The following is a 25,673-nucleotide window of genomic DNA, read 5'->3' as shown; positions in this document are numbered from 1 at the left end:
AACGGTTAATCATCCCCACTGCTTTGAATACTGAAGTTAAATTTCGTCAGTTTGTTTGGTGTGATTCGGCGTACTTTCGGGTTCTCACTGACCACCATCATGCCTGTCGGTAGCGAGTCTGTGTCGACTTTGACCAAGAACTGCTTACCTTTTTTATTCAACACCCACTGATCTGGAACGTGGTATCGACCATATTGGTCTGTCTCGATGATGATGCCTTCGACCGTTAACAGTCGAACGCCTGGGATACCGTCTTCGTAAAGTCCTTTGTTCTCTACAATGATTTCCCATAAGTACATATCCCCATCTCGGTAGAGGTTTCTCACCACGTCGATGTTCTCTGCCGACAGACCTTTTTTCTTATCTCCTTTGTGCTTGGTAATCGCGTTACCTTGCTTATCGAACTCGATGTGCGTGCCGTTATCCGTTGTCACCTTGAACGGGAAACCTTGGCGAGTTCGAGTATTAAACTGGAACACCACTTTGTTGCTGTGTTCGAGGGTACGGTTACGAGATAGACCAAACAGCTCATCGACTTCATAGCCTTTGTCCACACTCGACATAACAACGTCTTGGCCTTTGAGTTTCACCTTCACATCTTTAAGTTGGGTTTCAACGCCATCTTGAGTAATGAAAGTTGAGCCCAGTACGTAATCGCCTGCGGCAAGGTCTACATCAATATAAATGTCATCTGCCGTTGCGTCTGCTTGGAAACCGTCACCGTTGTGGTCTTCAAACACCTTGCCGATGATCGAAGCGGTGTCGAATACCTTATCTGGCATGACTTCAACCGTTGCACTGGCGAGGTTCGACTTCACAACGTAGTTGGTCGTGGTGTTTTGTGCCGAGAAGCTTTCTGCCGGTGGCGCTTCGGCCCATGCTGTGTTGGTGTAAACGCCAAAGGTAGCACCGACGCTTACACGCATTAGGTAACGGATACGAACAGCATCAGCGGTTTTCGAATCGCCCTTGCCGTAAATATTCATGTCGCCGACTTCGAAGAACAGTTGATTGGTCTTCGTTGGCTCTACGGTGATTTGGATGTCATCCGAGGTATCAAATACGCCATCAGGACCACTGTTGACCATCTCTGTCGAGTCTGGGATGTAAGCAAAGCCGCCCGGATAGCGGTCAACCAAACGTACACCCGTGAATGGGTTGTCGTTTTCATTGGTAATCACGACTTCGTATTCAACAACTTCACCGACGCTCGCCTCTGACTTGCTCGCTACCTTGGTCACTTTCAGCATGCCTTCGTTGTAAGCTTGCTTCTTAACCTTGATCGTGACGTTGGCGGACGCGACTTCACCTGTCGATGCTTTCGCGGTAAAGACGTTCGTGAAGTTGTCATCAATGCCTTGGTTGATCTCACCTGTCACTACGATTTCGTATTCATTACCTTGGTACGCCTTCATAGTGTGGTTTGAATCGACATTGCTATCTGAATCGACAGAAACCACCACACCAGACTTAAGCTCAGTGATGGTCGCTTTCCATGTGGTGAACAATGGATTGCCGTTGTTACCAATAAGCTTATCGATTTCATCCAACAGGTTGACGCTTTCTGCATCTGCAGAGCCTCGGTTGGTCGCCGTCATCGTGAAGGTAATTTCATCGTCGTCGTTGGTGTATTCCGCTTTATCTGCCACCTTGGTCACCGACAAAATGATCGGCAGTGGTTTGATAGTTGCGAAATCATCCGCCAGAACATCACTTTCTGACTTGTCGTAGGCATACGCGTGGTTGGTGATTTCTCCCATCGCATCCGCGTTGACGACACCCGTGATTTCAATGTCCAACTTATCGTTTGGCGCAATAATCACACGGCTATTCACGTCCAGATTGTCACCTTGAATCTGTGGTAACACGATGGTGCGGTCATCACTGTATGAGCTTGTCATGCTCCAACTGGTAAACGCTGGCGCTTCGGTGTCATGAATCGTATTTACCTTCAACTCTGAGATAAGATCCTTAAGCACTATCTCTTCGGTAAACGATCCAGATTCATTACTTAACACCACGTGGTAAGTGACGTTTTCACCCGGACGGTAGTACTCATCATCGACGGTCTTCTCTAGCTTGACCGACTCTGGCATCGCCAATAGCATCGCGCTTGCTTCTTGAGTTTCACCGCGGAACAACGCACTTGCTGTGTTCTCAATCTCGCCCGTTGCGTATTGATTCACCAAACCAGTGATGACGAACTCCACTTCATCATTCGCTGCAATGGTCAGCGTTGAATCGATGTCCGTATTTACGCTTGGAATATTGGTAATGTCAGTATCGGAACTGCCCTTGTTAACTTCGATACGCCACGAATCGAACGCTTTGACTGTCGTGCCATCTAAACGAACCACTTCAAGATCACTAATGGCATCTTTCACCTCGACATCTGTTGCTGGCACCGTACCTTCGTTCTTCACTTTGACGCGGAATGTCGCTTCTTTGCCCGGAATGTAGAACTCAGTGTCAGCGGTTTTCTCGATAGAGATACCTTGCGATTGAGGCTGAATAGTCGCGCTCGATTGTTGTGTGGTGCCATTCAAATCAGCGGTGGCAGTGTTGGTAATTTCACTCGCCGCTAATGGGTTGGTTTTCGCCGTAATGGTGAACTCAACAATGTCATGCGGCGCGATATCGATTACTGAACGAATGTCTTGGTTATCGATAGGCATTGGCGTGATCGTTGTGCGGCTGTCAGTGTTGGTTGTTTCAATCGTCCAGCTTTCAAACGCTCGCTCATTAACACCGTAAATGTTGGTCGCTTTGATACCCGATAGCATGTCATCCAATTTAATGTCGTTATCGAAACCATCGGTACCGTTGTAAACACGAACATGGAAAACCGCTTCCTCACCCGGAATGTAAATTGGTGATTCTGCTGTTTTCTCAATCCAAACTTCTTCAGGTAAGGTTTCTAACGTTGCTGTTGCATCGGTGGTCGCACCGCCGAACTCAGCTGTCGCGGTGTTAACGATGTTAGCCACCGCACTGCTGTTGACTGTACCTGTGATGGCAAATTCAACCGTGTCGCCAGGCGCGATATCAAGGTTGGTAGAAATGTCACCGTTTGGTCCTGGTACCGTTTCGATATTGGTGCGTGGGTCGCCTTTAGTGGTCACGATGGTCCAATCATTCAATGCAGGCTCCATTGCTCCACCCGAGGTTTCCACTTCGAGTGAAGAAATGATGTCCTCGACTTTTACATCGGCCGCAAAGCCAGAACCGTTGTTGGTCACTTTGACGCGGAATGTAGAGAACTCTCCCGGCTGGTAGTAACGCTCATCGGTGGTTTTCTCTAGAATGATATCGCCCGGACGCGGTTTCAACGTTGCCGTTGCCGTCACGTCTTTACTGTTGTGATTCAACGTTGCGGTGTTAACAATGTCGCCCGTCGCTTCTGTATTGACTAGACCAATAACGTAAAGGGTGATGGTGTCGTTCGGTGCGAGGTCGATGTTGTAATCAATATCCTTGTCGACAACGAGTGAGTTAGCATCGACTGTGGTCAGTGAACTGCCCGTAACATACTGAACCGCCCATTGCAGGAAGGCTTGGTTCGCCGAGCCATCAATGGTGTTCACGGTTAGCGCACCAATTTCATCTTTTAGGTTGATGTCATTCGCGTAGCTGTTGCCTTCGTTGACGATTTTCAGGATGTAACCTGCCGCTTGGTTAGGGCTATAAAACTCTACCATTGGCTCTTTGGTGAAGGTTAAATCTGGGATCTTCGCCGTGCTGGTCGCTTCTGCGGTTTTAGTCGAACCGTTGTAGGTCACTTCAACTTGGTTGGTGACATCGCCCACCACTTCTGGGTCAAGCTCCCCTTCCGCCGTAATGGTCACCACATCATTTGGACCGATGTCCAAGCTGCCATCTAAAAACTCACCAGTGGACGATGGGAACTTGGTGTCACCCGTCTGTGAAGATGCATTGAAGAAGATGGTGCCAGATTCAAACGCTTTTACTGTCGCGCCCGTAATACTGGTTGAAGTGATGTCGTTGACCAGATCTTTGATCTCCACATCACTCGCCCAGTTGGCGGTGGTGTTTTCGATCTTGATGGTATAGGTCAGCTTGTCACCTGATTCGTATTGGCTCTTATCAACTGTTTTATCGACCGTGAGGTCAGCAGTTGCCGCCACGTAAGTCGCATCCGCAGTTTGAGAGCTGCTTGAATCGCTCACTTCCACTACGTTGGTGATATCGCCAACAAGGTCCGCTTTTACAACACCTTCAACATGAAGTTTCACTGTGTGATCTGGGTGAATGTTGTAACGAATCTGATAACCATTGTCGCCAGTCACCTCAGAGCCCGCTATGGGTTGAGTCAACGTTGGATCGGTACCATCAACGCTCACAGATTTTGCTGACCAAGAATCAAACGCACGCACAGGTAATGTTGCGCCAGCTTTCTCAGCACGAATTGTCTTCCAAAGGTCTGAAATCAACACATCGGTCGCATAACCTGTACCGGTATTTTTCACCTCAATGTCGTAACCAATGGTATCACCCGGATGGTAAATCGCAGGGGTGATTGAGGTTACTTTAGTCACAGCAAGGCTTCCCGGTTCTGGGACGATAACTTTTTCTTTGAGGTTGTAGGTGAAGTACTTGGTTCCTGAATTCAGCTTACCTTGTAGTTGGTTTGTAAACTCACCAACGGCATCATCACGAACATGACCAACGACTTCGATTAGGATTTCACTTTCTGCACCGCCATCCACTTTACCATTCATTTTCACGGTAACGTCGATGTCAGTATTGGCTGCGATAGATTGGAGCGGTGTAATGTCACGAAAACCAGAAGCGTTACCGTCGCTCACCACACTTGCTGTTACTGCCCAATCTTTAAGTGCTGTCTGTTCAGAGCCATCAGCAACTTCAACCTTGTACGTCGAGATCAAATCTCGAACATCAATTTCTTCGTTAAGTAGCGTTTCATTTCGAATGCGCATTTCATAACGAATCTCGGAACCCGGTGTGTAAGTTGGTGTGCTGGTCGACTTCTCTGCCGTTAAGCTTGAAGTACCCGGATCCAACACAATCGCATTACTATCAACATCATTCACTTTTGCAATATTTGTGATTGTGCCAGACGCATCCGCCGCTACCGTGCCGTCAATCTCAAACACAACCGCATCACCCGGCATCAAGTCGAACGCTGCATTCAGTGGCACGGTTCCTTGGTAGTTACCCGTAATAGAGAATCGGTCTGGATCAGGCGCACTTACGATTGCCACACTGTAGTCTTGGAATGCAGCCTTACCATCTGATGTATTAATGGTGTTTAGCTCATCAACGATAGTCGCGCCATTGGTAATGCTGTCGCCCACGTTGGTCACACTAACTTGATACTGAACTTGACCGTTCGGGTTGTAGTGACAATCTGTACCCGTCGTTGATGGGAAAGTACATGTACCACTGTCTGCGGTAGTACTCAGCACTGACTTCTCGAAGTTCAATACAGGCACAACTGGTGGAATTACATCAGTTGTATCACTTTGGTTGCCTGCTTTACCCGTGTTGCCATCGATATCACCAAGTGCATCTGGGCGAACTTTACCAGTAACCGTAAACTCAATGACTTCTTCCGGAGCGATATCGACTAACAGGTCAAGATCATCGGTTGCATCATAAGATTCGATGTAAGTGTCTTGTGTTCCCGTTGTACCTGTTGAAGTAAAGGCATGGGAGATGTTGGTCTCTGAGAACGCAGATTTCGTCGTCCCGCCAATCACCTCAACGCGAACGTTAGAGACGATATCTTGGATAACGGTTTGATCACGCCACACGGGTTCGGTGTTGGTCACCGTGAATTTGTAGATGACCTCATCTTCCGGTTTGTAAGTGTCACCGGATACATAAGATTTGCCATCGATAGAGACAATTTCTTTACTCACCGACAGGTTACTACCCTCTGGCGTGACTTTCGCAGAATTGAAGTTGCTGCCGTTGTATTTCGGAGTCGCAACAATCTGGTCGAGCGCGTCTTGGCGGATCTGTGACTCCATGACAAAGTCAATCCAACCACCCGGCGCAATTGAAAGTACAGGAATGTCGATATCTGCATTTGCGCCGCCGGTATAGCCATCAATTAGCGTCGTCGCTTCACCCGAGGTCGTCGCGGTCACTGTCCAACCATATTGGCCAAATGCCTGTAGCGTTTGTGAGTCAGATTCGCCTGCTGCGTTTTGCGCGACACGTACTTTGACGTTTGAGAACAACTCTTTCAGTGACTTGTTGTACTCCAAACCTTTACCATTGTTCTCAATACGCAAGTGGTAAACGATCTTTTCGCCGTCTGTCGTATGGTTGTATGTGGTCTTGTGTGTCGCTAGTGATGTATCAGTGTACGCTTTATGCGACTTAGCAATGCTCACCGGCAGCATGTTCACGGGTTCTGACGGTAAATTATGGCTGTTGTCTACCACCGCAACGTTGAGAATTTGGCCAACGGCTTTCTCACTGATCTTCGCTTTAATGGTGTAAGTAACAAAGGTTCCACCTGTCGCGAATCCGTTTGCGGCTAAGTTGAAATTAGTGTCGATATCACTGTTATTGCTGACAGAGCCTGCATCACTGATGCCACTCGAATCGGTACTGGTCACGATGGTCCATGAATCAAACGCACGACCTTTACCGCTTCCATCGAAGTAATCAGTCTGAATCTTGCTGATTTCATCCTTGATTGGCATCTCATTGATGTGAACGTTGTTCAAGTTCTTCAGTGAGATTTCATACTCGATGTAACCACCCGGCGTGTAACCACCGCTTAACTCGGTAGTGCCATCCTGATCGTAGATTTTGGTGACATGTTTAGAGAAGTCGTACTTCTCAGCAGACGCTTTGGTCTCCGCACTCACGGTATCACCATCGACAGTAAGCAAGTTCAAGATCTCACCGACGGAGTTGTTGTTCACCCTAGCTGTGACAACGTATTCAATGGTTGTGCCTTTAGGGATGGATGCATGAGTATCGATGTCTGCGTTATCAGCAATCTTGCCATCCAGATCGAGAATAGCCGAGGAGCTGCCACTGACGATCCTTGGAACAACCGTCCAACCCGAGTCAAACGCTTTACCGCTTGTGCCATCGACAAGATCGACCATGATATTGGATAGTCGGTCGATGACAGGAATGTTGTATGCGTTGCCCTTACCATCGTTTTCGATCGTTAAGCGGTAAACCAGAGGTTGTCCCGGTTCATAGCTTGATTGATCTACCGTCTTGGAGAACGCTAGATGGTAGCTGTTCGGAATAACCGTGATGCCACCAATGGTGATTGTGCCAGTCGCGTCTTCTCGCACTACACCAACAACTTCAAAGGTAACAGAGTCTTTTCCTGCGACATCGATCGTTGTGTTGATGTCTTGATTATCCGCAACGGTGCCATCTAACGTGCCATCTGTTGTACCGTCGCCACCATTAGAATCGTCCTTCGAAACATCTACTGTGAAACCTTTATCAAATGGCGTAGCCAAAGAGCCATCCAACAACTGAGTCGTCACACCGGTGATGTTTTCACTTACTGCGTGGTCATTGACATAACCGGTTTGAGAAGAAACCGTCACTTGATAGGTAAGTGTATCGCCCGGAGAGTAGAATTTTGATTCCACGCCATTAACCAATAGCTTTCTGACTACATCACCACCGTTGTATGCGCGCTCCATCTCGTGATGAGAAACGTGTGATTCTTCAGTCACTTGGCCAAAGTCACGGTATACGTAGGCATCATTCTCAATTTTGTCATTTAAGTTACCCATTGAATCCTGAGAACCAATGACATTGTCTTTAACACGAGCTTTAATTCGGAAAGTACGCAATTCGCCCGCAGCAAGTGTCATCGTGTTCGATGCATCACCCGGTGGGTAAATAAAATCTTCTGTAGTTTGAGATTGAAAACCGCCACCGTCATCGAAATCAAACTGCCAGTATTCGAATGGAGATTGATCTGGGTAGTTTTCATATTGATTGTCTTTGTCATTTGCCAACACAGAGCGAATGTCTGTCAGTAAATCAACGACCTTAAGACCATTTTCAACATTCGCGCCGTTGTTCAAAACACGAACCTCATAAGTGACGTCATCGCCAGGGACAAAACGTACTTTGTCCGCTGTTTTCAGAATAGAAACGTTAAGAGAATCCCCCGATGTACCACCAATTTCGGCAGAAGAGGATTGGTTTAAGTTCGTCGATGGGTCATAGATCTCTGCGGTATTAGAGATCTCATCTTCTACATAGTCATTTTTAACTGTAGCTTTAATGGTATAGACGACATAACCTTCTGAGCCATTGATCTTAGGGTCAATATCGATGTAGCTATTGATGTTGCCGCCATCTGGAAAACCTGACTTCTCACCTTCATAACTGCCTGTTTTAAAGGGTGAGTTATTGGAGTCTGTCGACGCTGTAATTGTCCAATCTGAGAACGCATTTAGGCCGAGGATATCATCCGTAACATGCACTTCGTTGGCATAGCCTGGACCAGTATTGACGATTGTGACTTTAAACGTCACCTTATCGCCGGGCTTGAAATCATCGTTTGGCGTTGTTTTGGCAACAATAACTTTCGGATCGTGAGGATAAACTACTACCGTGTCCGAAGCTGAATTTTGAATGCTTGAATCAGGCGTTTTAATTTCTGCCGTGTTATCAAATCGAGAGTAAATGATCTCGTTTTCATTTGAGCGATCGATTTGTGCCACGATGGTGTAAAGCACTTCAACGTTTGGCGGGATATGCGCTGTGGTGTCTAGATCTGTGTTATCGCTAAAAGTACCGACATCTGTATAAGCAGGGTTGCCATCAAGTTGAGGATCATCCGAGATGATCTCAGCACTGATCGTCCACGACTTGAAGACTTGTTTTGACGTCGTGTCTGGTTCCAATATCTTCGCGGTGATCGAAGATAAGGCGTCTTTTACCGCCACATTTGTCGCATAACCGTTTTCTTTATCGTTCTTCAGGCTGATTTGGTAAGTGACCTCAGTATCCAGCTTAGAATAAGCCGTCTGCTCACCATGAAAACCTGAGTCAGTATTGGTCTTAACGCGTTTGTTTAGCTCAATCGCAAAATCACGAGGATCAGAACCTCGGTCTGCATAAACAGAGCCATCCACCGTGACTTCGTTTGAGATATGACCATTTGCAATTGGGTTAGTGTCAGCAACGATGGTGTATTCGATATAGGAGTGAGGTTGAAGCGTTGCGATGACATTTAAATTGTCAGGGTGTTTAACTTCTCCGGTCATCCCCGTATTTGAAGCAGTTGCTGGTGTGCCATCGTCTTTAAATGCTTCAGCGGTGATCGTCCAATCCGAATAAGCATTGATTTCTTTGCCGTTGATATCGGTTGTTTTCACTGAGTTCAGGTCATCTAGCACCTGAACTTGGTTTGCAAAACCATCACCATCGTTCGTCACGGTAATGGTGTAAGTAAGAGTCTGGCCTGAAGAGTAAAAGCGACTATCTACATCTTTACTTGCGCGCAAGTTGTCATCTGGTGTTTGAACACCCGAGCCTTCTTCAGTGACGTTATCGTTAGAACAACTTGGATCGTCATCAAGAATAAGACCAGTGCTGGTATCATTGGTTTTCGCAGTCAGCTTGTACTTGATGGTTTTACCTGGAGCGATATCTGGGGTTAGCGAAAGTGGATTCGACGTCCAAGTGCCGTAGCTAAAGGTGCCTGGGTCCGAGCCAATCGAGTCCTCACCCGAAATAACCTCAACTTTCCACTGTTCAAAAGCTTGGCCATCCCCTGCGCCACCCGCTTGCTCAGTCTTAACACAAGTTAGGTTATCTTGGACTAACAGGTTGTTGGCAAAATATTTTGATGAGCCATTTGTAACGGTAATTTCGTACTCAATTTCACCACCTGGTACATATTCGGATGCAGAAGTGGTCTTCGAAATAGAGATATCAGAATCCGTCACACTCAACACTTTTTCAGCATCAACCGTATCCGAAATACTGGAGCTTTTGACCAACGAGCCTGAGTCATCCGTTACAGAAGCAGTAAAGCCTTGCAAGGTACCAATCGTGATTGGGGTAAGGGTTGCTTTAATTTGGTAGGTGATCGACTCGCCCGGATAGATAGAAACGGTATCGTCAAAATCGACATCCGTTTGTGCGCTGCCTTGGTAGTCAGAAAGTGAGTTACTGCCAATGCTTGAAACCGTGATATCCCAGGTCGTGAAGGGGTTACCATCCACATCGGTGTTGTTGTAAGAAGGGGATAAATTGTTAGCTAAACCATTGCGGCTAATTAGGTCGCTAATATTTTGTTTTACATGATAATTATGAGCAATCGCACCACCGTTGTTACTCACCTTCAACTCAAAATCCACCTCACCGTTAATCAGGTATGGCGATGTTGAATTGAGCGTGTGTTCCAGTGCAATTTCAGGCTCAGATGGAGGCGTTGATAGCGGGTTGCCGTCGACCGTACCAGCACGAGTCGTGGAGCTTGCTTGGGTATCAATATCGGAAACTAAGTCCGCAGCAACCGTCGCTTTGATGGTGTAAGTAATGTAACCACCAACAGAGATCTCCGCATCGGTGACTGACAAATCTCCTGTTGTTGCAAAGGTACCCGCATCGCTCCCCGATGAAGCCACGGCACTAATGGTCACGCTGCTAAATGCATTCCCTGTTGTGCCATCTAACTTTTGTCCTGTTAAAGACGCAAACTCTTGCTCAATATCTAATCCTTTAACCGCATAAGCACCATTATTGGTTGCCGTTAAAGAATAAGTCAGTGTGCCGCCAACATCGTATTCGGTCGGGCTAACGTATTCTTCGAGAAGATAATCGTATTCAGCCGGAGGGAAAGTAATTGTATCTGGGTTAGTAAAAGTCGTCTCTGTGCCGGAAACCGTTCCTTTTACTTCGGTGTTGCCAAGAACAATATCTTCAGCAGCATCATCAGCAACCGTCGCTTCAATTTGATAAGTAATACGCCCTAGCGGTAATAAGTTTGCGCCGGTCACATTCAGGTTGCTATTGCTAGAGGAGTAAGTACCTGCATTCGTACCTAGCGTATGAGTATCAGTGATCTTGACACTACTGAACGCCCTATTCGAACCAGACATCACATCCCAAATGGCATTCGTTACGGAGACATCACTGATCGTGCTGATCGTCGTATTTCGAACTTCAATCGAGTATGTAATGACCAGTCCATTTTCGTAGGGCAGACCGAATGTTGGATTAAAGGATATTTCTATTTCGCCTGCAGCTAATGCATTTTCAGAGTAAAAAAAAGCAATCAATAACAAGATAACACTAATCTTAAACATTGATGTAATGCTTTCCAACTTGTATAAATTTTTATTAGTCATTTTTAAGAAAGTATAATCCATAAAAATATAATATTTAGCGTAATAACACTGTTGAATTTAAAATAATAAAAATAAAAACCAAAATTAATCCCTGTTTTTCATGATAAATACACAACATTATTATCAGCCTAATGGCACAAAGTAATTTATATTTAAAATATAATAATCAATTGCAAATAGTAACAATAAATAAAATATATTGTTATATAAAGAATAGTTATCAGATTTGTCTTACAAAGAAATAAATGTATGGCTACAAAGTGGTAAGTAAAAAAATGCACATGATAATTTGTTTGAATCGTACACATGAATAAAACCACCATATATTCATTAAATCTATCATTCGAAAAGATTTTAATAGAAACCTCAGATGGGATTCGGATAAGTAATTTAAGCTATTATTCCTACCGTGACCTTTCACAACCTACATAACCTTTCGATTGGGTATAGACTCGAGCTTTATGTTGTTCTAACAGGTGATAAATCCCACCGACCAAAGCCAAGTTAAATTTTTATCCCAAAGTTCGTTTCCTTTTTTAACTTTCAGAAAAATTACAATATCTTCGCTATTTACCATACCACACTTTTCTATCTCCCTTGCGACAATACTTTGAACTACAGTACACCTGTAACATGACAGTAAGTTCTCAGCCTATTTCTTCAATAATTAATATCTAATCGTAATTACGTGTCGCTGACTACACCGGGTGAACTATATAAATTAACAACGCAATCTATTTAAAGCTTTTTAATTTTTTTGAGTTGTAAGAACGATAATTCCTGTATTTATATTTTAAATTTCCCTATACAATATTATAAGATTTTATATGATAATTAATGACGATATAACGTCGTATTTATTTAATAAAACACATTACCAACAATAAAATAAGATTGTAAAAAAGAAAAATTTTAAATTTACTGATATGATAATACATTTTTATTTTACAGCAAGGTTTAATGTACTTTATCTGAAATACTTAATACTCCATATTGTTTATTTTTAAAAAGTATCAAATAATTCATCCAAGTTACTAATACTAAAAAATTATGGATATAAAAATAAATTATCACTAAGTTTTCAAAAATGCTCTAAGATACAAACTATGAAAATGAATAGAGTACTATATGACATTTCTACCACAGTTAACCTAAAAATAATTAGCTAGTAAAATATTGATATTCTTCACTAGATCAGAAAAACTAAAAATTACAAACATACGACTTTAAGAAAAAAACCTAGACTTTAAACTGTTTATTTAATGATGATATGTAATTGGATTCGATACTCTTTGACAATACTCTTCAAAAAGCACTTAGAAATTACTCCTCTCTGAAGGCGCGATTCATGCTTTCTGTAATTGGCTTTATTAGGTAGCTCAATGGCGTTCGTGGCTCAGATAAAATCAGCACTTCGGCATTCATGCCTGAGGTTAAACGATGTTTTGTCACATCTTCCGGTGAAATTGCAATTCTAGCGAGATAAAAATCTTCTTGGTTTTCTTGCGAGAGCTTATCGGCAGAAATCGTCAGCACTGTACCGTCTAAAGGTGCCAACGTCCGTGCATTCAGAGCGGTCAGACGAACATGCGCTTGCTGGCCTGGACTCACTAAATCAATATCCTGAGGATTAACACGAGCCTCGACTAACAACTTATCGTCTTGCGGGACCAGTTCTAGTAACGTTTCACCCGAGCCAATCACACCTTTTTCGGTAAACACTTGCATGTTGACTACGCGACCAGAAATAGGTGCGTTGATCGTTGTTCTTGCGACAATATCTTGAGCGGAGCGATATTCTTCCCGAATTGCGACAATTTCCGTTTTGGTGTTTCGTAGTTCCTCTACAATCTCATTCAGCCTTTCAAGCTTCAACTCTTCAATTTGCGCTAGGTTCTCATCTAACCTTTTTCTAACGGTGAGCGATTGCCTGTCTAACTGGCTTAAGGTACTTCTCACCTCCGCTGCTAGGCGCTTGAGTTGAAGTAAGGTAGATTTTCCCGAGAAACCTTTTTGCACCAAGGCTTGGTTGCTGTCTATTTCTTCAGCAATAAAGTTGAGCCGTTCCGTCTCAATCACTTTGGTTTGCTGAAGGTTTTCAAGCTCTAAATTTGCTCCAGAAATACTCTGCTCAATGATACTCAGTTTACTATCAAAGAATCGCTTTCTCGCTTCAAAGATCTTGTTTTGAACCAGTTGTGCTTCTTGTACGATATCGACACGGGGAATGCTTTCAAGATCATCAGACCATACAATCGTTGGAAGCTCATCAAGCTCCGCACTTAAACGGTTTTCCTTTGCTAGAGTATGGATAAAACGACCACTTAACGAGTCCAACTTAGCCATAGCTTGACGCTTAGAAAGTTGAATTAATAACTGACCTTTTTCGACTAAATCCCCTTCCTGTACATATAGCTTTTCAATAATACCGCCTTCTAAATGCTGAATTTCTTGTCGCTTAGTGAGAACTGACAAATCACCATAAGCAATCGCTGCACTTTCTAATTTGGCTGTTGCAGCCCAGTAGCCAAGACCTCCAAGAAAAACACTTAAGGTCACCACACCGAGTAAAATTGGTTTTCGAAAGCTTAGTCTCGCTTTGGGGCTAAAACGATATACGATCTCGGTAGAACTCTGATTAACGGTTGGCAGTTGATTGCTCATTTCTTACCCTTGGGATATCTGTTCTTTCTTCGCCCATCAAACGTTTTAATACTTCATCTTTAGCGCCGTATAACTTGACTCGGCCGTCAGCCAAATACAACAGCCTATCCATTTGTCGTAACGTACTCGGATTGTGGGCAATGACGATAATCGTTGTACTCTGTGCTTTTAAATGGGCAATCAAACGTTGATACGCAGCCTCTCCCTCACCATCGAGGTTGGCATTCGCTTCATCGAAAATCACAATAGAAGGATCGCCATAAACGGCTCTTGCAAGAGCGATTCTCTGCCTTTCCCCCCCAGATAAACCACGGCCATTTTCACCAATAATGCAATCATAGCCTTTGTTTTTCTTGAGTATTAATTCATGACATCCTGCTAGTTGAGCCGCCTTGATGACTTTAGCGGGGTCTTCTTCTTTAAAGCGCGCGATGTTCTCTCGAATTGTGCCAGGAAATAACTCCACCTCTTGAGCGAGATACCCAAAATGCACGCCGCGATCTTCAGATGCCCATACGGAGACTTCCATTCCATCAAGAGTCACTTTACCCGCTAATGGCTTAACCGTACCTAATAACAGCCGAGCAAACGTCGATTTACCCGTACCAGAAGGGCCAATCACCCCAACAGCAACACCCGGAGGAATCGATAAGTTGATCGATGAGAGCACTGGTTCGGTTGCTCCAGGATGGCGATAGGCCAGTCCGGTAAGCTCATAGTGTCCTTTTGGTTTAGGCAGTGGCATATCTGATTCATCTTGGCGCACGATCGCATCGATTTCTTTCAACCTTTTATAGGCGCCTTTAGCAGACATCGCACTTCGCCACGTGCCTATCGCCTGCTCCATCGGCGATAATGCCCGACTCATTAATATGGAGCTCGCGATCATCGCCCCTGCCGTTATCTCATGTTGGATAACTAACCATGCACCACCTCCCAGTAAAAATATCTGTAGTGATCCACGCACAAACTTAGAAAAGTTAGCCATGTAGATGAACTTACCTGCAACTCGCTCTTCAAGCACATTCACTTCACTCACGCGCGACTGCCACTTCTCTAAAAATGCATTCATCATCCCCATTGCGAGAATTGAATTGGAGTTTTGCGTGGCTAATTCTGCTTTGTTGATATGAGAAATCGCTCTGACTTCGCTCTCTTGCATTGTTTTACGCGTCATTAGCTCATTAAGTAGACCTAGGCTAAACAATACGATAGATCCAAGTAACGCGATGTGACCTAGTATCGGGTGCAATAAATACACAAATAAAATAAACAGCGGTGTCCAGGGCGCATCCAACAGTGGATAAGGTGCTTGACTGCTCAAAAAGCTTTTGATGTTCTGAATGTCTCTCAGAGTTTGCGAGGTATAACTCTTCCCAGTATGTGATTGATATTGAATCGTGCGCTTGAGCATGAAAGCGGAGAGTTTTGTGTCCATCCAATAACCAAAAGATTTACTCATTTGTGCTCGTGCAATGTCGATGATGGACATGGTTAACAGCGCGACAATTACGATGACAGTGAGCAAGAATAAAGTATCGGTTGAGTAGGAGGATATCACTCGGTTGTACACTTGAAGCATGTACAGCGGAATAGAGAGAACCAATAAGTTGATAAAAAGGCTAAAAACGATCAGCAAGCCCGCAAGCGTGCATAGTTTTTGTTTCACTTCTTTGAAAACCGTTTTTTGCACGACTACTTCCGTTTAACGTGAAAATTGTAGGCGCCAGAAATACTAGCGCCTAGCTTAAGGTAACCTCAAATCGCTCTAGAGTGTCCGGTTAGTTCGCTTTAGCATGGCAGAGCCACGCAAACTAATTCCCATCCAGAGTTATTTTCAGTCGTTTAGATTACGAACAGATCTGCACCATAGGTGTTGATGTCAGTTTCAGTCACGCCAATAAGTTTCACTGTTAGATCAGCCCCATCGGTAAACACTGCATTCCCAACTGCATCGTAGCTAAAGCTTAAATCACCGAAGGCTGTAACCGAGTCGCTAACAATGTGCAAAGAATCTTCACCAATGGTGAAATCCATAACCTTTGCTTCGCCATGGCCACCAAACTTATCCGTGAACACAAACTTGTCACTGTCACTCCCACCTACCAATATGTTATCTCCAGCCCCTACAACAAGAATATCATCACCAGTGTTTCCTAATAGCTTGTTATCACCCAACAAACCTAAAAGCTTATCGTTTCCAAAACCTCCTTTTAATAGATCATCACCAATCCCACCTTTTAACAAATCATCTCCAGCACCACCAATTAGGCGATCATCACCGTCGCCGCCGATCACATAATCATTACCGCCACCGCCAACAAACGAGTCATTACCACCAAAACCGATAAACAAATCATCGCCGCCATCGAAATCAGCAAATTGGTTATTTACACCTGCATCGCCTAAATACGTGTCATTGTCACTTGCGCTCATTTTTATTCCCTCTTGGCTTATTAATTGAATAGACCTTCTGTTCCACGTCTGACTAGATTCGTCACGACATGAGAAGTCTAATAGTCAACTGAATAGGAATAAGTTTGAATATGGGATGATATTTCAGACTGACATTTTAATAATAAATATAAAATTTAGTACTTTATAGAGTATTTTCTTTTTATTACAGCAAGTTAATACTAGTACTACAGGTTTCTCTTAGCCCAACTTGTAGCTTGCGTACGGTTCTTTACTTCTAACTTTCTAAAAATATTGTATAGATGTGATTTAATAGTATGCTCGCTGATAAATAAAGAATCAGCGATTTCCATATTTGAACCACCTTCTTTCAACATTTTTAAAACCTGAACTTCACGCCGAGTAAGCTCAACCTCAATAGCAGGTTCGATAATGCTATTTACTTCTCTGCCTCGATAATAATTTACTAGCTGATCAAGTAATCTTCGAGACAGCCAATTATCCCCTTTTATTATTGCTTTTAATCCCTGACAAACCTTGTCCATTGAATCTCCTGGACCAAATATACCTTTTACATGAGGCCAAGAAGCGAGTTCTTCTGTGTCTAAGTCATAACCTAGATTAAGCATTATGGTTCCTAGCACTTTATTACTATCTTTTAAATAAACTAAAGTTTCGGAAGGAATCTCAACTGAAAAATCAACAAGCAAAAAGTAGCGTTCCGGAATGAGTTCATGATAACTAGGGTTTTTAGTATCAATGATCGTTATTTTAGTTTCTGTATTTTTAGAAAGCATTTCCTTAAAGTTTTCACTCTGTAAACTTTGTTGAGTGAGCATTAGGATTTCAGGCTTTTCCATATACTGTTCCATAATGTTTCTCATACTTTCAGTGACTTAACATTCTTAAATTAGTAGTTAATCGTCAGCACTTAGTTTGATATGTAAGTGCTAGTTCACAGAGTAAAGTTATTTGCTACTTTTTTAAATTCTAAAGTTATTAAAAAGAGAACCAAAAAAAGTGTTTCTCATAAAAGAAACACTTTTAACACATTCAGGTCACAGAAATTATTAAGAGTTTACTAAATTAGGCAACCTAATATTGCAATAGCATTACACCGGTAACGAGTTGTCTGAAATATTTTCCTTTGCCCAAATAAGTGCTTGAACTCTATTTTTCACATCAATCTTCTTGAAAATATTATGTAAATGCGTTTTTACCGTATTCTCGCTGACAAATAATTGTTCAGCGATTTGTTGATTGGACGCCCCCATGGAAAGAAAGGTAATTATTTGTTGCTCTCGTTTGGTCAGAATAGCGGAAACATTCTTATTTATAGGTTTGCAATGTCGACGAAGGTAAGTAATGTACTGCTGAGAAAACTTACGACTGAACCACATATCTCCTTGAAGCACCTTACCAATACCAACTTGCAACGTTTTTATATCATCAGAGGTATAGAAAATACCGGCCAAAGTACGCCAAGCAAAGAGATCTTCTGTCGATATGGATTGCTCACAATTAATTAAGATTTCAAGCGTGTCTTTCTGCTTGGCCGCTTTAAACTCCGCATAACGGCGAAAAATTTCATCCGTGATCACGCTGCAATCAACAATAATGGCTGATGAAAGAGATTCATGTAACACTCCGTGAATCAGATTATCTGGCGTGATTAGAGCAACACTAATACCGAGTTTGGTCTCCAATACATCTTTCAACAGAGATGACTGTAGACTTCCCTCCGTGATTAAAATAACGTTTCTTTTTTTTTGCTGCTCCATCCTGATCGCATTCCCTTGGTCGTTTTTATTGAAATACGCAATAGATTTAGATAGAGCGGTAGTATTGTCAAGTATGAAAATCACTAGTACTAATTAATAACTCATTGAAATGTCAATAATTTTTAAGTGGCAAGTATGTGAGAGGTATTAGCATTTTTCAGACATTAAAAAAGGGAGTATAAACTCCCTTTTTGTGTTTGAGCAGGTGATTTAATCACGCACGTTAGAGGTAAAACACCACCTAACTTAGTGGATTGGAACTGCGTTTTTTTGGTTAAACTTACCAAAGTGTTGTTCTAACACTTCTGGCGTCAGCTTACCTTCCGCTTCCAGCTTTTTCAGCTCAGCGACGATCGCTTTTTGCTCTTCTAGCGACGGCAGTTTTACTTCTGGCTCCTGAGCGGTTTCTTGAGAAATTTGCTCTAGTTCTTTTTCGAAGTCATTCATAGTACTTACCTAAAATTAATGATTGAACTTTTAAACTTCGCCTATTCTATCCAACTCTATAACTTGAAGCTACCAACCATCTTGTCTAAACGAGAAGAGAGCGCTTGAAGATCGCGACTTGCATCCGCCAACTCTTCTGCTGTCGCGGTTGTCATTTCATTTATCGCGTTGATTTCTTCGATATTTTGATTAATGGTATGCACCACCGTGGATTGCTCTTCCGTCGCCGTTGCAACTTGTGTATTACGATCAGAGATGTCGGTGATTCGTTCAGAAATACTGATTAATACCTCGACTGCTTCATCGGTAGAAGTAACCCCTTCAATGGTGACCGCTTTGCCCGCTTCCATAGCACTTACCGCGTCTTGTGCGTCACTTTGAAGCTGATTGATCATGCGCTGAATCTCTTCTGTAGAATCAGCCGTGCGTGAAGCTAGGTTTCTTACCTCATCAGCAACAACCGCAAAACCACGTCCCTGCTCACCAGCACGAGCAGCCTCAATTGCAGCGTTTAGCGCAAGTAAATTCGTTTGCTCAGAGATGTCACGAATTACACCCAGAATCGAGCCAATATCTTTGGTTGTCGATGCCAACTGCGTAACAACAATATTGGTTGTTTCAACATCATCGGCTAGGCGGCTGATCACCTCTTTTGCTTTCATCACAACTTCTCGACCAGTTTGAGTGTTATCTGAAGCCTGATTTGCCGTATCAGCAGCGGTAGCAGCGTTCGATGCAATTTCACTGATGGTCGCACCCATTTGGTTGATAGCTGCAACTACTTGAATGGTTTGATCACGCTGCTCTTGGCTGTTGTCGTGTGTGGATGTTGCTTTCGTTGACACACTTTCTGCCGCTTGACTTAATGAGCCACTGGTTAAAGCAACCTCTTTCATCGTGGCATGAATCTTCTCAATAAATCCATTAAAGCCTTTTGAAAGCTGAGCAATTTCATCATTACCCTTAATTTCAATACGCTGCGCCAAATCGCCTTCACCTTGCCCAAGGTCGGTAAAACGATCGGCAATCAGTCGGATTGGTTTCGTAATGCTGTTTGCCAACCATACGCCCATGAGAATGAATACAACGGCAACAATGATGGTCGTAAACAGCATTTTTTTAGCTGTCGCATTCAGGTCTGCGAATACTTCATCAACGGGAACCACGCCAATAACAAACCAGTTCATTGAAGGAACATACAAACTAGAAACAAAAGTATCCTGCCCTTCAAACTCCACATTAATTAGGTTGAAGCTATTTTTGTTCAACAGCGCACTTGCGTCACTACCAAATAGTTTAGTGATAGAAGTTTGGTTCTTACCTTGTTGGCGGTGTATTTGAATCTGGCCTTGTTCATTAGTGAGGAACACGTAACCCGTATCTTCAATTTTAAACCCATTGAGCAAAGCAACCATGTCTCCCATAGATTTAGAGAGACCTGACATTGATGTACCATTAAGATCTTGGAAATTGGCAAACATTTTCACTTCGCCATTTGCCTCTTGGAACACACTCACGGACGTTTCTTGACCAGACGACGTAAATCCAAAGAACCAAGCATCTTGCGTTCGGTTAAGTTGACGTAAGAATCCGTTTTGGTTCCAGTAATATGCCGTTTGACGATTCGCTACCGACGCATCATTAAGACCATACTGTGATTTAACATTATTGAGCTGCTGCACCAACTGAACTTCTACTGACGGATCACGGTCTGTATTAGATAGGGCTTCAACAATAAATTCGTTTGTAGCCAGCTGTTTTGCCGCTTGTTGCATTTCGACAACTTCGCGGTCAATTTCGGTATTGATTTGCTGCAACATCGCAGGTAGCTCGATGTCAATAAGACGATGGCTCAATACATCTCTCGCATGACGCTGAGCCATAACACCAACAATGATTGTTGATGCTAGAACAGCAAACGTAATGCCAAGTACAACCTTCTGTTTGATGCTCAAGGAATGAAGTTTCAACATATTCGGACCTTTTAAAAGAATCACTTGTTATTGGCCCCACAAGGGGAATCAGGTGCATATCTCATGACACGCACACCACGGAATCTTTATCGGCTCATATGTACAAAACTAGAGGCATTTCTCATTATATTATGAAAAATAAATGTAACACACTGTCAAATAAGCACTTTCAGAGATAGCACGTACTTGCAATTCTCTGTAGCGTCCCAATATTGAAAAGATAAATTGCAATAGAGCATTGGAACTTTTTTCACATGGAAAATGACCAATACTCAACACGAAAATCACATGGATACCGAGAGTCCAAAGCATGCATAAATCTAACTTCGAAACTCTTCAGCAATACTTAGAGTCGCAGATCATCGGACAGCAAGATCTGGTAAAGCAACTGCTTGTTGCGCTTCTTGCGGATGGGCATATTTTAGTTGAAGGCCCTCCTGGGTTAGCAAAAACCCGTGCAGTAAAATCACTCTCAGACTGTGTTGAAGGCGACTTCCACCGCATTCAGTTCACCCCTGATTTGCTGCCAGCCGATTTAACCGGCACCGATATCTTCCGTCCCGAAACCGGAGAATTCACTTTCCAATCAGGTCCTATCTTCAACTCGCTTATTCTTGCGGATGAGATAAACCGTGCACCAGCCAAAGTACAAGCGGCAATGCTTGAAGCAATGGCAGAGAAACAAGTCACAGCAGGTCGTCATACCTACCCGCTGCCAGAGTTGTTTTTGGTTATGGCAACTCAAAACCCGATAGAGCAAGAAGGGACCTACCCCCTTCCTGAAGCGCAGCTAGACCGCTTTTTATTGCATTTAGAAGTGGAATACCCAGATGCGGAGCATGAGCTATCTATCTTGCGTATTAACCGCGGAGAAGCAAAAGGCGAAGCAAAGGTTGAACGCCCAATGTTAAGCCAACAAGATGTATTCACCGCACGTAAAGAAGTGTTGGATATTCATATGGCGGAAACGATAGAGCAGTACATCGTCCGTTTAGTTATGGCGACACGTCAAGCCAACGAATATGACACTGAGTTGGACAAGTGGTTGTCAATGGGTGTGAGTCCGCGTGCCACCATCGCTCTTGATCGCTGTGCACGTGCGCACGCTTGGCTTGCAGGTCGTGATTTTGTCTCTCCGGAAGATGTTCAAACCATGGCTTATCCGGTACTGCGCCACCGTTTATTGTTGAGTTACCACGCTCAAGCGGAAGGCATTACGGCAAACCAGGTCATCGATAAACTGCTAAACCTTGTTGGCAGTGCATAAACAGGTGAGTGATATGTCCGCTACACATTCATTACCACCTCATGCGAATGGGGTGACATTAACCCTTGAAGAGCTGCTCCAATATCGCACTCAATCTGTACGTTGGTTACCACCAGCACAGAGTCTCTGGTCGCAGATGAGTGGTAACCATACCAGTCGCCAAAAAGGGCGAGGTATGGATTTTATGGAGGTGCGCCAATATCAACCTGGCGACGATATTCGCAGCATTGATTGGCGAGTCACCGCTAGGACCGGTAAAGCACATACGAAGTTGTTTGCAGAAGATAAAGAGCAAGCGGTCATTCTTTATCTTGATCTAAGTTCTAGTCTACATTTTGGATCTAAGTATGTACTCAAATCCGTTCAATTGGCCCACTTTGCCAGTGTTCTAATTTGGCTAACTCTAGCTAAAAAAGATCGCATCGGCGCAGTGATTGATGACGGACATCAATGTCTTGAATTTCGCCCCTCTTCTTTACAAAGACAAGGGCTGCGGATTCTTAACGCCATAGTCGACATACATAATGCGCAAGTAACTCGTACTGCAAGCAACGACACTCGTACACTGCCGTATGCACAAGTATTGGAGACACTTCATACGCTCACCCCAAAAGGCAGCGAATTGATTATGCTCAGTGATTTTGCCCACGTAACACCAACGGAACTGGCACAACTACGTCGACTCAAACAACACAATAGCGTAAGGGCTGTTCAGTTTTATGATCCGTTAGAAAGAGGCGAAACAGACTTTAGAGGTCAAGTGAAAGCTTCGGATGGGCTGCATAGTCAATGGTTTAACTTTGGCTCTAAAGGACAACGAAGAGAACTCGAAAACCACTTTACCCAACATCAAGAAACCATTAAGCAGCAATGCCATTCAATAGCAATTCCATTTAACACGCTATCAAGTGGCCGGCCCTTAATTTCACAATTAAGCTAACAAACTGACAAGCAGTATTTATTAAGCAGTAATAATAATGACAACAAACAACCAAAGCCTAGACCTTGAACCTTTGATTTTGCCAAACGCACCGGATTGGTTTCCGCTCGCTTGGGGATGGTGGGTGGTGCTTGCAGCAACCTTGCTGTTCGTTTTCGGCATTTGTCTTTATGTGAGATGGCGTAAAAAACACTTACGCGCAAAAAAGACAGCATTAACACTTTTAACTCAACCTACCGCGCCTCATACCCCTTCCTCTGCTCTGGAAATATTGCGCCAGGCAGCATTGAGTTACTTTCCGCGTGAAGAGATCGCACCATTAACTGGAATCGCTTGGTATGAATTTCTCGATAGCCATACCAAAGAAAGTCGATTCGTAGACAAACAACATCAGTGGCAAGAAGCGTTGTATCAGAATTCTTCCCAAGGGCAGCATCAAAGCTTGGTAGACGATTGTGTCTTTTGGATAACCTACGCTTTGCCACCAAAGAAAAAGGCAAATAACCGTGACTGAGCAAACACTCATAACCGATCTTGCCCAATGGCTAAACATTGAATTTGTCTGGTGGTGGGCACTGTTTTTGTTGCCCATCCCCTGGCTGGTATACAAGTTTCTGCCACAAGAATCTCAACAAGCCGAGATCAAATTGGCGTACTTACCAACTAATGAGAATCGCAGCAAGCCTAAGCAAGCGCTGCAAAAAGCACTTTCAATCGCGATCTGGGGCCTTCTTGTCGTCGCTTGTGCGCGTCCAGTTTGGTTTGGCGATCCCGTTGAATTCCAACCCAAGTATCGGGACTTGATGTTAGTCGTCGATCTGTCCGGTTCGATGCAGCAGGAAGACATGGAACTCAACGGCGAATATATCGATCGCCTCACAGCAGTCAAAAAAGTTCTGTCTGATTTCGTAGCAAAGAGAAAAGGTGACCGTCTCGGAGTTGTTTTGTTTGGCGACCATGCTTATTTGCAAACACCACTCACTGCAGACCGCAAAAGCGTCATGCAACAGATTAATCAAACCGTCATCGGCTTGGTTGGTCAACGAACCGCCATTGGTGATGGTATTGGGTTAGGCACAAAAACCTTTGTAGACAGTGATGCTCCCCAACGAGTCATGATTTTGCTCAGTGACGGCAGCAATACTGCAGGGGTGCTCGAGCCGCTAGAAGCAGCGGAAATTGCGAAAAAATACAACGCCACTATTTACACCGTGGGCGTGGGCGCTGGTGAAATGATGGTGAAAGAGTTTTTCATGACTCGCAAAGTCAACACCGCAGCCGACTTAGATGAACAAACACTGACTAAAGTGGCAGAGGTGACAGGTGGACAATATTTTCGAGCGCGAGATACGGAAGAGCTCGAAAAGATTTATGACACCATCAACCAGCTAGAACCCGTATCTAGCGACACACAAACTTGGCGCCCACAGTCTGAATGGTTTCCATATCCATTAAGCGCTGCATTTGTATTATCGGTATTGTTATTCCTATTAAGGAGAAAACATGGCTGAGTTTATTTTCCTCAATCCTTATTGGCTTTTGGGGCTCATCGTGATCCCTATAGCACTCTTGCTTAATCACAAATTTAGAGCCCAAAAGTCCACACTGATTGCCCCTCACCTATCGCGGATGCTCGGACAAAACACGCAGTCTAAGCATTACTTCACTCTATGGGGTTTAGCTTGGGCAATAACTTGCATTTCATTAGCGGGGCCAAGCTGGCAGTCCAATGCTCGACCAAGCTTTGAGTTAAACCAAAACCGAATCTTGGTGCTTGATATGTCTCGCTCTATGTTTGCTACAGACATCAAACCCAATCGGTTAGCACAAACACGTTATAAGGCGCTCGATTTGCTGCCTAAATGGAAAGAGGGAGCCACTGGACTTATTGCTTACGCTGGCGATGCCTATAACTTAAGTCCACTGACAACTGATTCCAGCACGCTTGCGGGCATTATCGAAAATTTGTCACCAGAGCTGATGCCTTTTCAAGGAGCAAACCTGCCTGCCGCGATTGAACTTGCGATCAACCAGTTTTCTCAAGCTGGCACGCAACAAGGCGATATCATCGTGTTAGCGGATGATCTTGATACGTCAGAGCTGTCTCGCGCGTTAGATTTAGTCCAAGGTACAAAGTTTCGCATTTCTGTTCTTGCCGTCGGGACTCCTAACGGTGCGCCTATCGCGCTGCCCGATGGCTCTCTGCTAAAAACTGCACAAGGCACAACCGTCGTAGCGAAAACAAACCTGAAAAATCTACAGACGCTAGCGAATAAAACTGGCGGTCTATTTGTTCCTATTCAGCACACCAACCGTGATGTTGAAAATATCGCGGCCTTTACTAATAACATTGGTAGCCAGCTTTCTGCGACCCAAAGCGAAGAAGTTAAAACTGATTCTCGTCTCAACAGTGGCTTTTGGTTACTGCCGTTGTTACTTATTCCTGCGGCTTTACTGTTTCGACGCGGCCTGATTTGGGTGGTAGTTGCGACTGTAGTCCCAGTAACGTGGACACCGCATGCAGAAGCTAATCCGTTCTTAAATGCCGACCAACAAGGAGCGGAACTCTACAAGCAAGGTGAGTATGAACAGGCGCAAAACCTATTTACAAACCCAAGCTGGAAAGGAGCCGCCAGTTATCAAAAAGGTGACTACGAAGCCGCTATCGAAGCATTTTCTCATGATGCCTCCCTTAACGGCCTCTATAACCTCGCCAACTCGCTCGCTCAAAATGGTCAATTAGAAGATGCGGCTGATTTGTATAAAAAACTGCTAGAGGAAAAGCCTAACTTTGAAGCCGCGAAGAAAAACCTATCGGTTGTAGAAGAAAAGCTAAAACAG

The 25,673-nt window shown here is 43.9% G+C and carries 13 protein-coding genes; 5 read left to right on the top strand and 8 right to left on the bottom strand.

The window, feature by feature from the left end:
* Window positions 1-5 precede the first annotated feature (5 nt).
* The 8 genes from R7Z50_RS08770 to R7Z50_RS08735 form a co-directional block, all read right to left on the bottom strand.
* A complete protein-coding gene (locus tag R7Z50_RS08770) occupies window positions 6-11,303 on the bottom strand; it encodes a hypothetical protein (RefSeq protein WP_318149019.1) in 11,298 nt (3,765 codons plus the stop codon).
* 1,365 nt (window positions 11,304-12,668) lie between these two features.
* On the bottom strand, window positions 12,669-14,009 hold the full coding sequence (locus tag R7Z50_RS08765) for an HlyD family type I secretion periplasmic adaptor subunit (RefSeq protein ID WP_206959032.1): 1,341 nt from the start codon (window positions 14,007-14,009) through the stop codon (window positions 12,669-12,671).
* On the bottom strand, window positions 13,984-15,702 hold the full coding sequence (locus tag R7Z50_RS08760; protein ID WP_206959034.1) for a type I secretion system permease/ATPase: 1,719 nt from the start codon (window positions 15,700-15,702) through the stop codon (window positions 13,984-13,986). The genes R7Z50_RS08765 and R7Z50_RS08760 overlap by 26 nt, the downstream gene beginning before the upstream one ends.
* A gap of 152 nt (window positions 15,703-15,854) precedes the next feature.
* Window positions 15,855-16,445 carry a calcium-binding protein gene (locus tag R7Z50_RS08755; RefSeq protein WP_206959036.1) on the bottom strand — a complete coding sequence of 197 codons (591 nt, stop codon included), beginning with the start codon at window positions 16,443-16,445 and terminating at the stop codon, window positions 15,855-15,857.
* A gap of 206 nt (window positions 16,446-16,651) precedes the next feature.
* The gene (locus R7Z50_RS08750) at window positions 16,652-17,308 is read right to left on the bottom strand and encodes a LuxR C-terminal-related transcriptional regulator (RefSeq protein WP_031777174.1); all 657 of its coding nucleotides are present in this window, start codon (window positions 17,306-17,308) and stop codon (window positions 16,652-16,654) included.
* Window positions 17,309-17,536: 228 nt separating this feature from the next.
* Complete coding sequence (locus R7Z50_RS08745; RefSeq protein WP_065275456.1) at window positions 17,537-18,205, bottom strand: LuxR C-terminal-related transcriptional regulator; 669 nt, start codon at window positions 18,203-18,205, stop codon at window positions 17,537-17,539.
* Between the two features lie 246 nt (window positions 18,206-18,451).
* Window positions 18,452-18,652: a restriction endonuclease subunit S gene (locus R7Z50_RS08740; protein WP_005375165.1), complete on the bottom strand. Its 201-nt coding sequence runs from the start codon at window positions 18,650-18,652 to the stop codon at window positions 18,452-18,454.
* 56 nt (window positions 18,653-18,708) lie between these two features.
* Window positions 18,709-20,625, bottom strand: coding sequence for a methyl-accepting chemotaxis protein (locus R7Z50_RS08735; RefSeq protein ID WP_017821859.1), 1,917 nt, complete (start codon window positions 20,623-20,625; stop codon window positions 18,709-18,711).
* 310 nt (window positions 20,626-20,935) lie between these two features.
* Here R7Z50_RS08735 and R7Z50_RS08730 point away from each other — a divergent pair, with 310 nt between their 5' ends.
* The 5 genes from R7Z50_RS08730 to R7Z50_RS08710 all read left to right on the top strand — a co-directional run.
* The gene (locus R7Z50_RS08730) at window positions 20,936-21,892 is read left to right on the top strand and encodes an AAA family ATPase (protein ID WP_033906738.1); all 957 of its coding nucleotides are present in this window, start codon (window positions 20,936-20,938) and stop codon (window positions 21,890-21,892) included.
* A gap of 13 nt (window positions 21,893-21,905) precedes the next feature.
* On the top strand, window positions 21,906-22,832 hold the full coding sequence (locus R7Z50_RS08725) for a DUF58 domain-containing protein (RefSeq protein WP_033906737.1): 927 nt from the start codon (window positions 21,906-21,908) through the stop codon (window positions 22,830-22,832).
* Between the two features lie 37 nt (window positions 22,833-22,869).
* A complete protein-coding gene (locus tag R7Z50_RS08720; protein WP_017821862.1) occupies window positions 22,870-23,346 on the top strand; it encodes a DUF4381 domain-containing protein in 477 nt (158 codons plus the stop codon).
* Window positions 23,339-24,343 (top strand): vWA domain-containing protein, encoded by a 1,005-nt coding sequence (locus tag R7Z50_RS08715; protein ID WP_050550100.1) that lies wholly within the window; start codon window positions 23,339-23,341, stop codon window positions 24,341-24,343. Before R7Z50_RS08720 ends, R7Z50_RS08715 begins: the two co-directional genes overlap by 8 nt.
* Window positions 24,336-25,673, top strand: a 1,338-nt coding sequence (locus R7Z50_RS08710; protein WP_318149018.1) for a VWA domain-containing protein, incomplete at its 3' end; no start/stop codon positions are given. The genes R7Z50_RS08715 and R7Z50_RS08710, both read left to right, overlap by 8 nt.

It is taken from the genome of Vibrio sp. 1249-1 (assembly GCF_033340495.1).
Note: the sequence above shows the minus strand (reverse complement) of the source record. Positions and strands in the feature narration are given on the sequence as shown.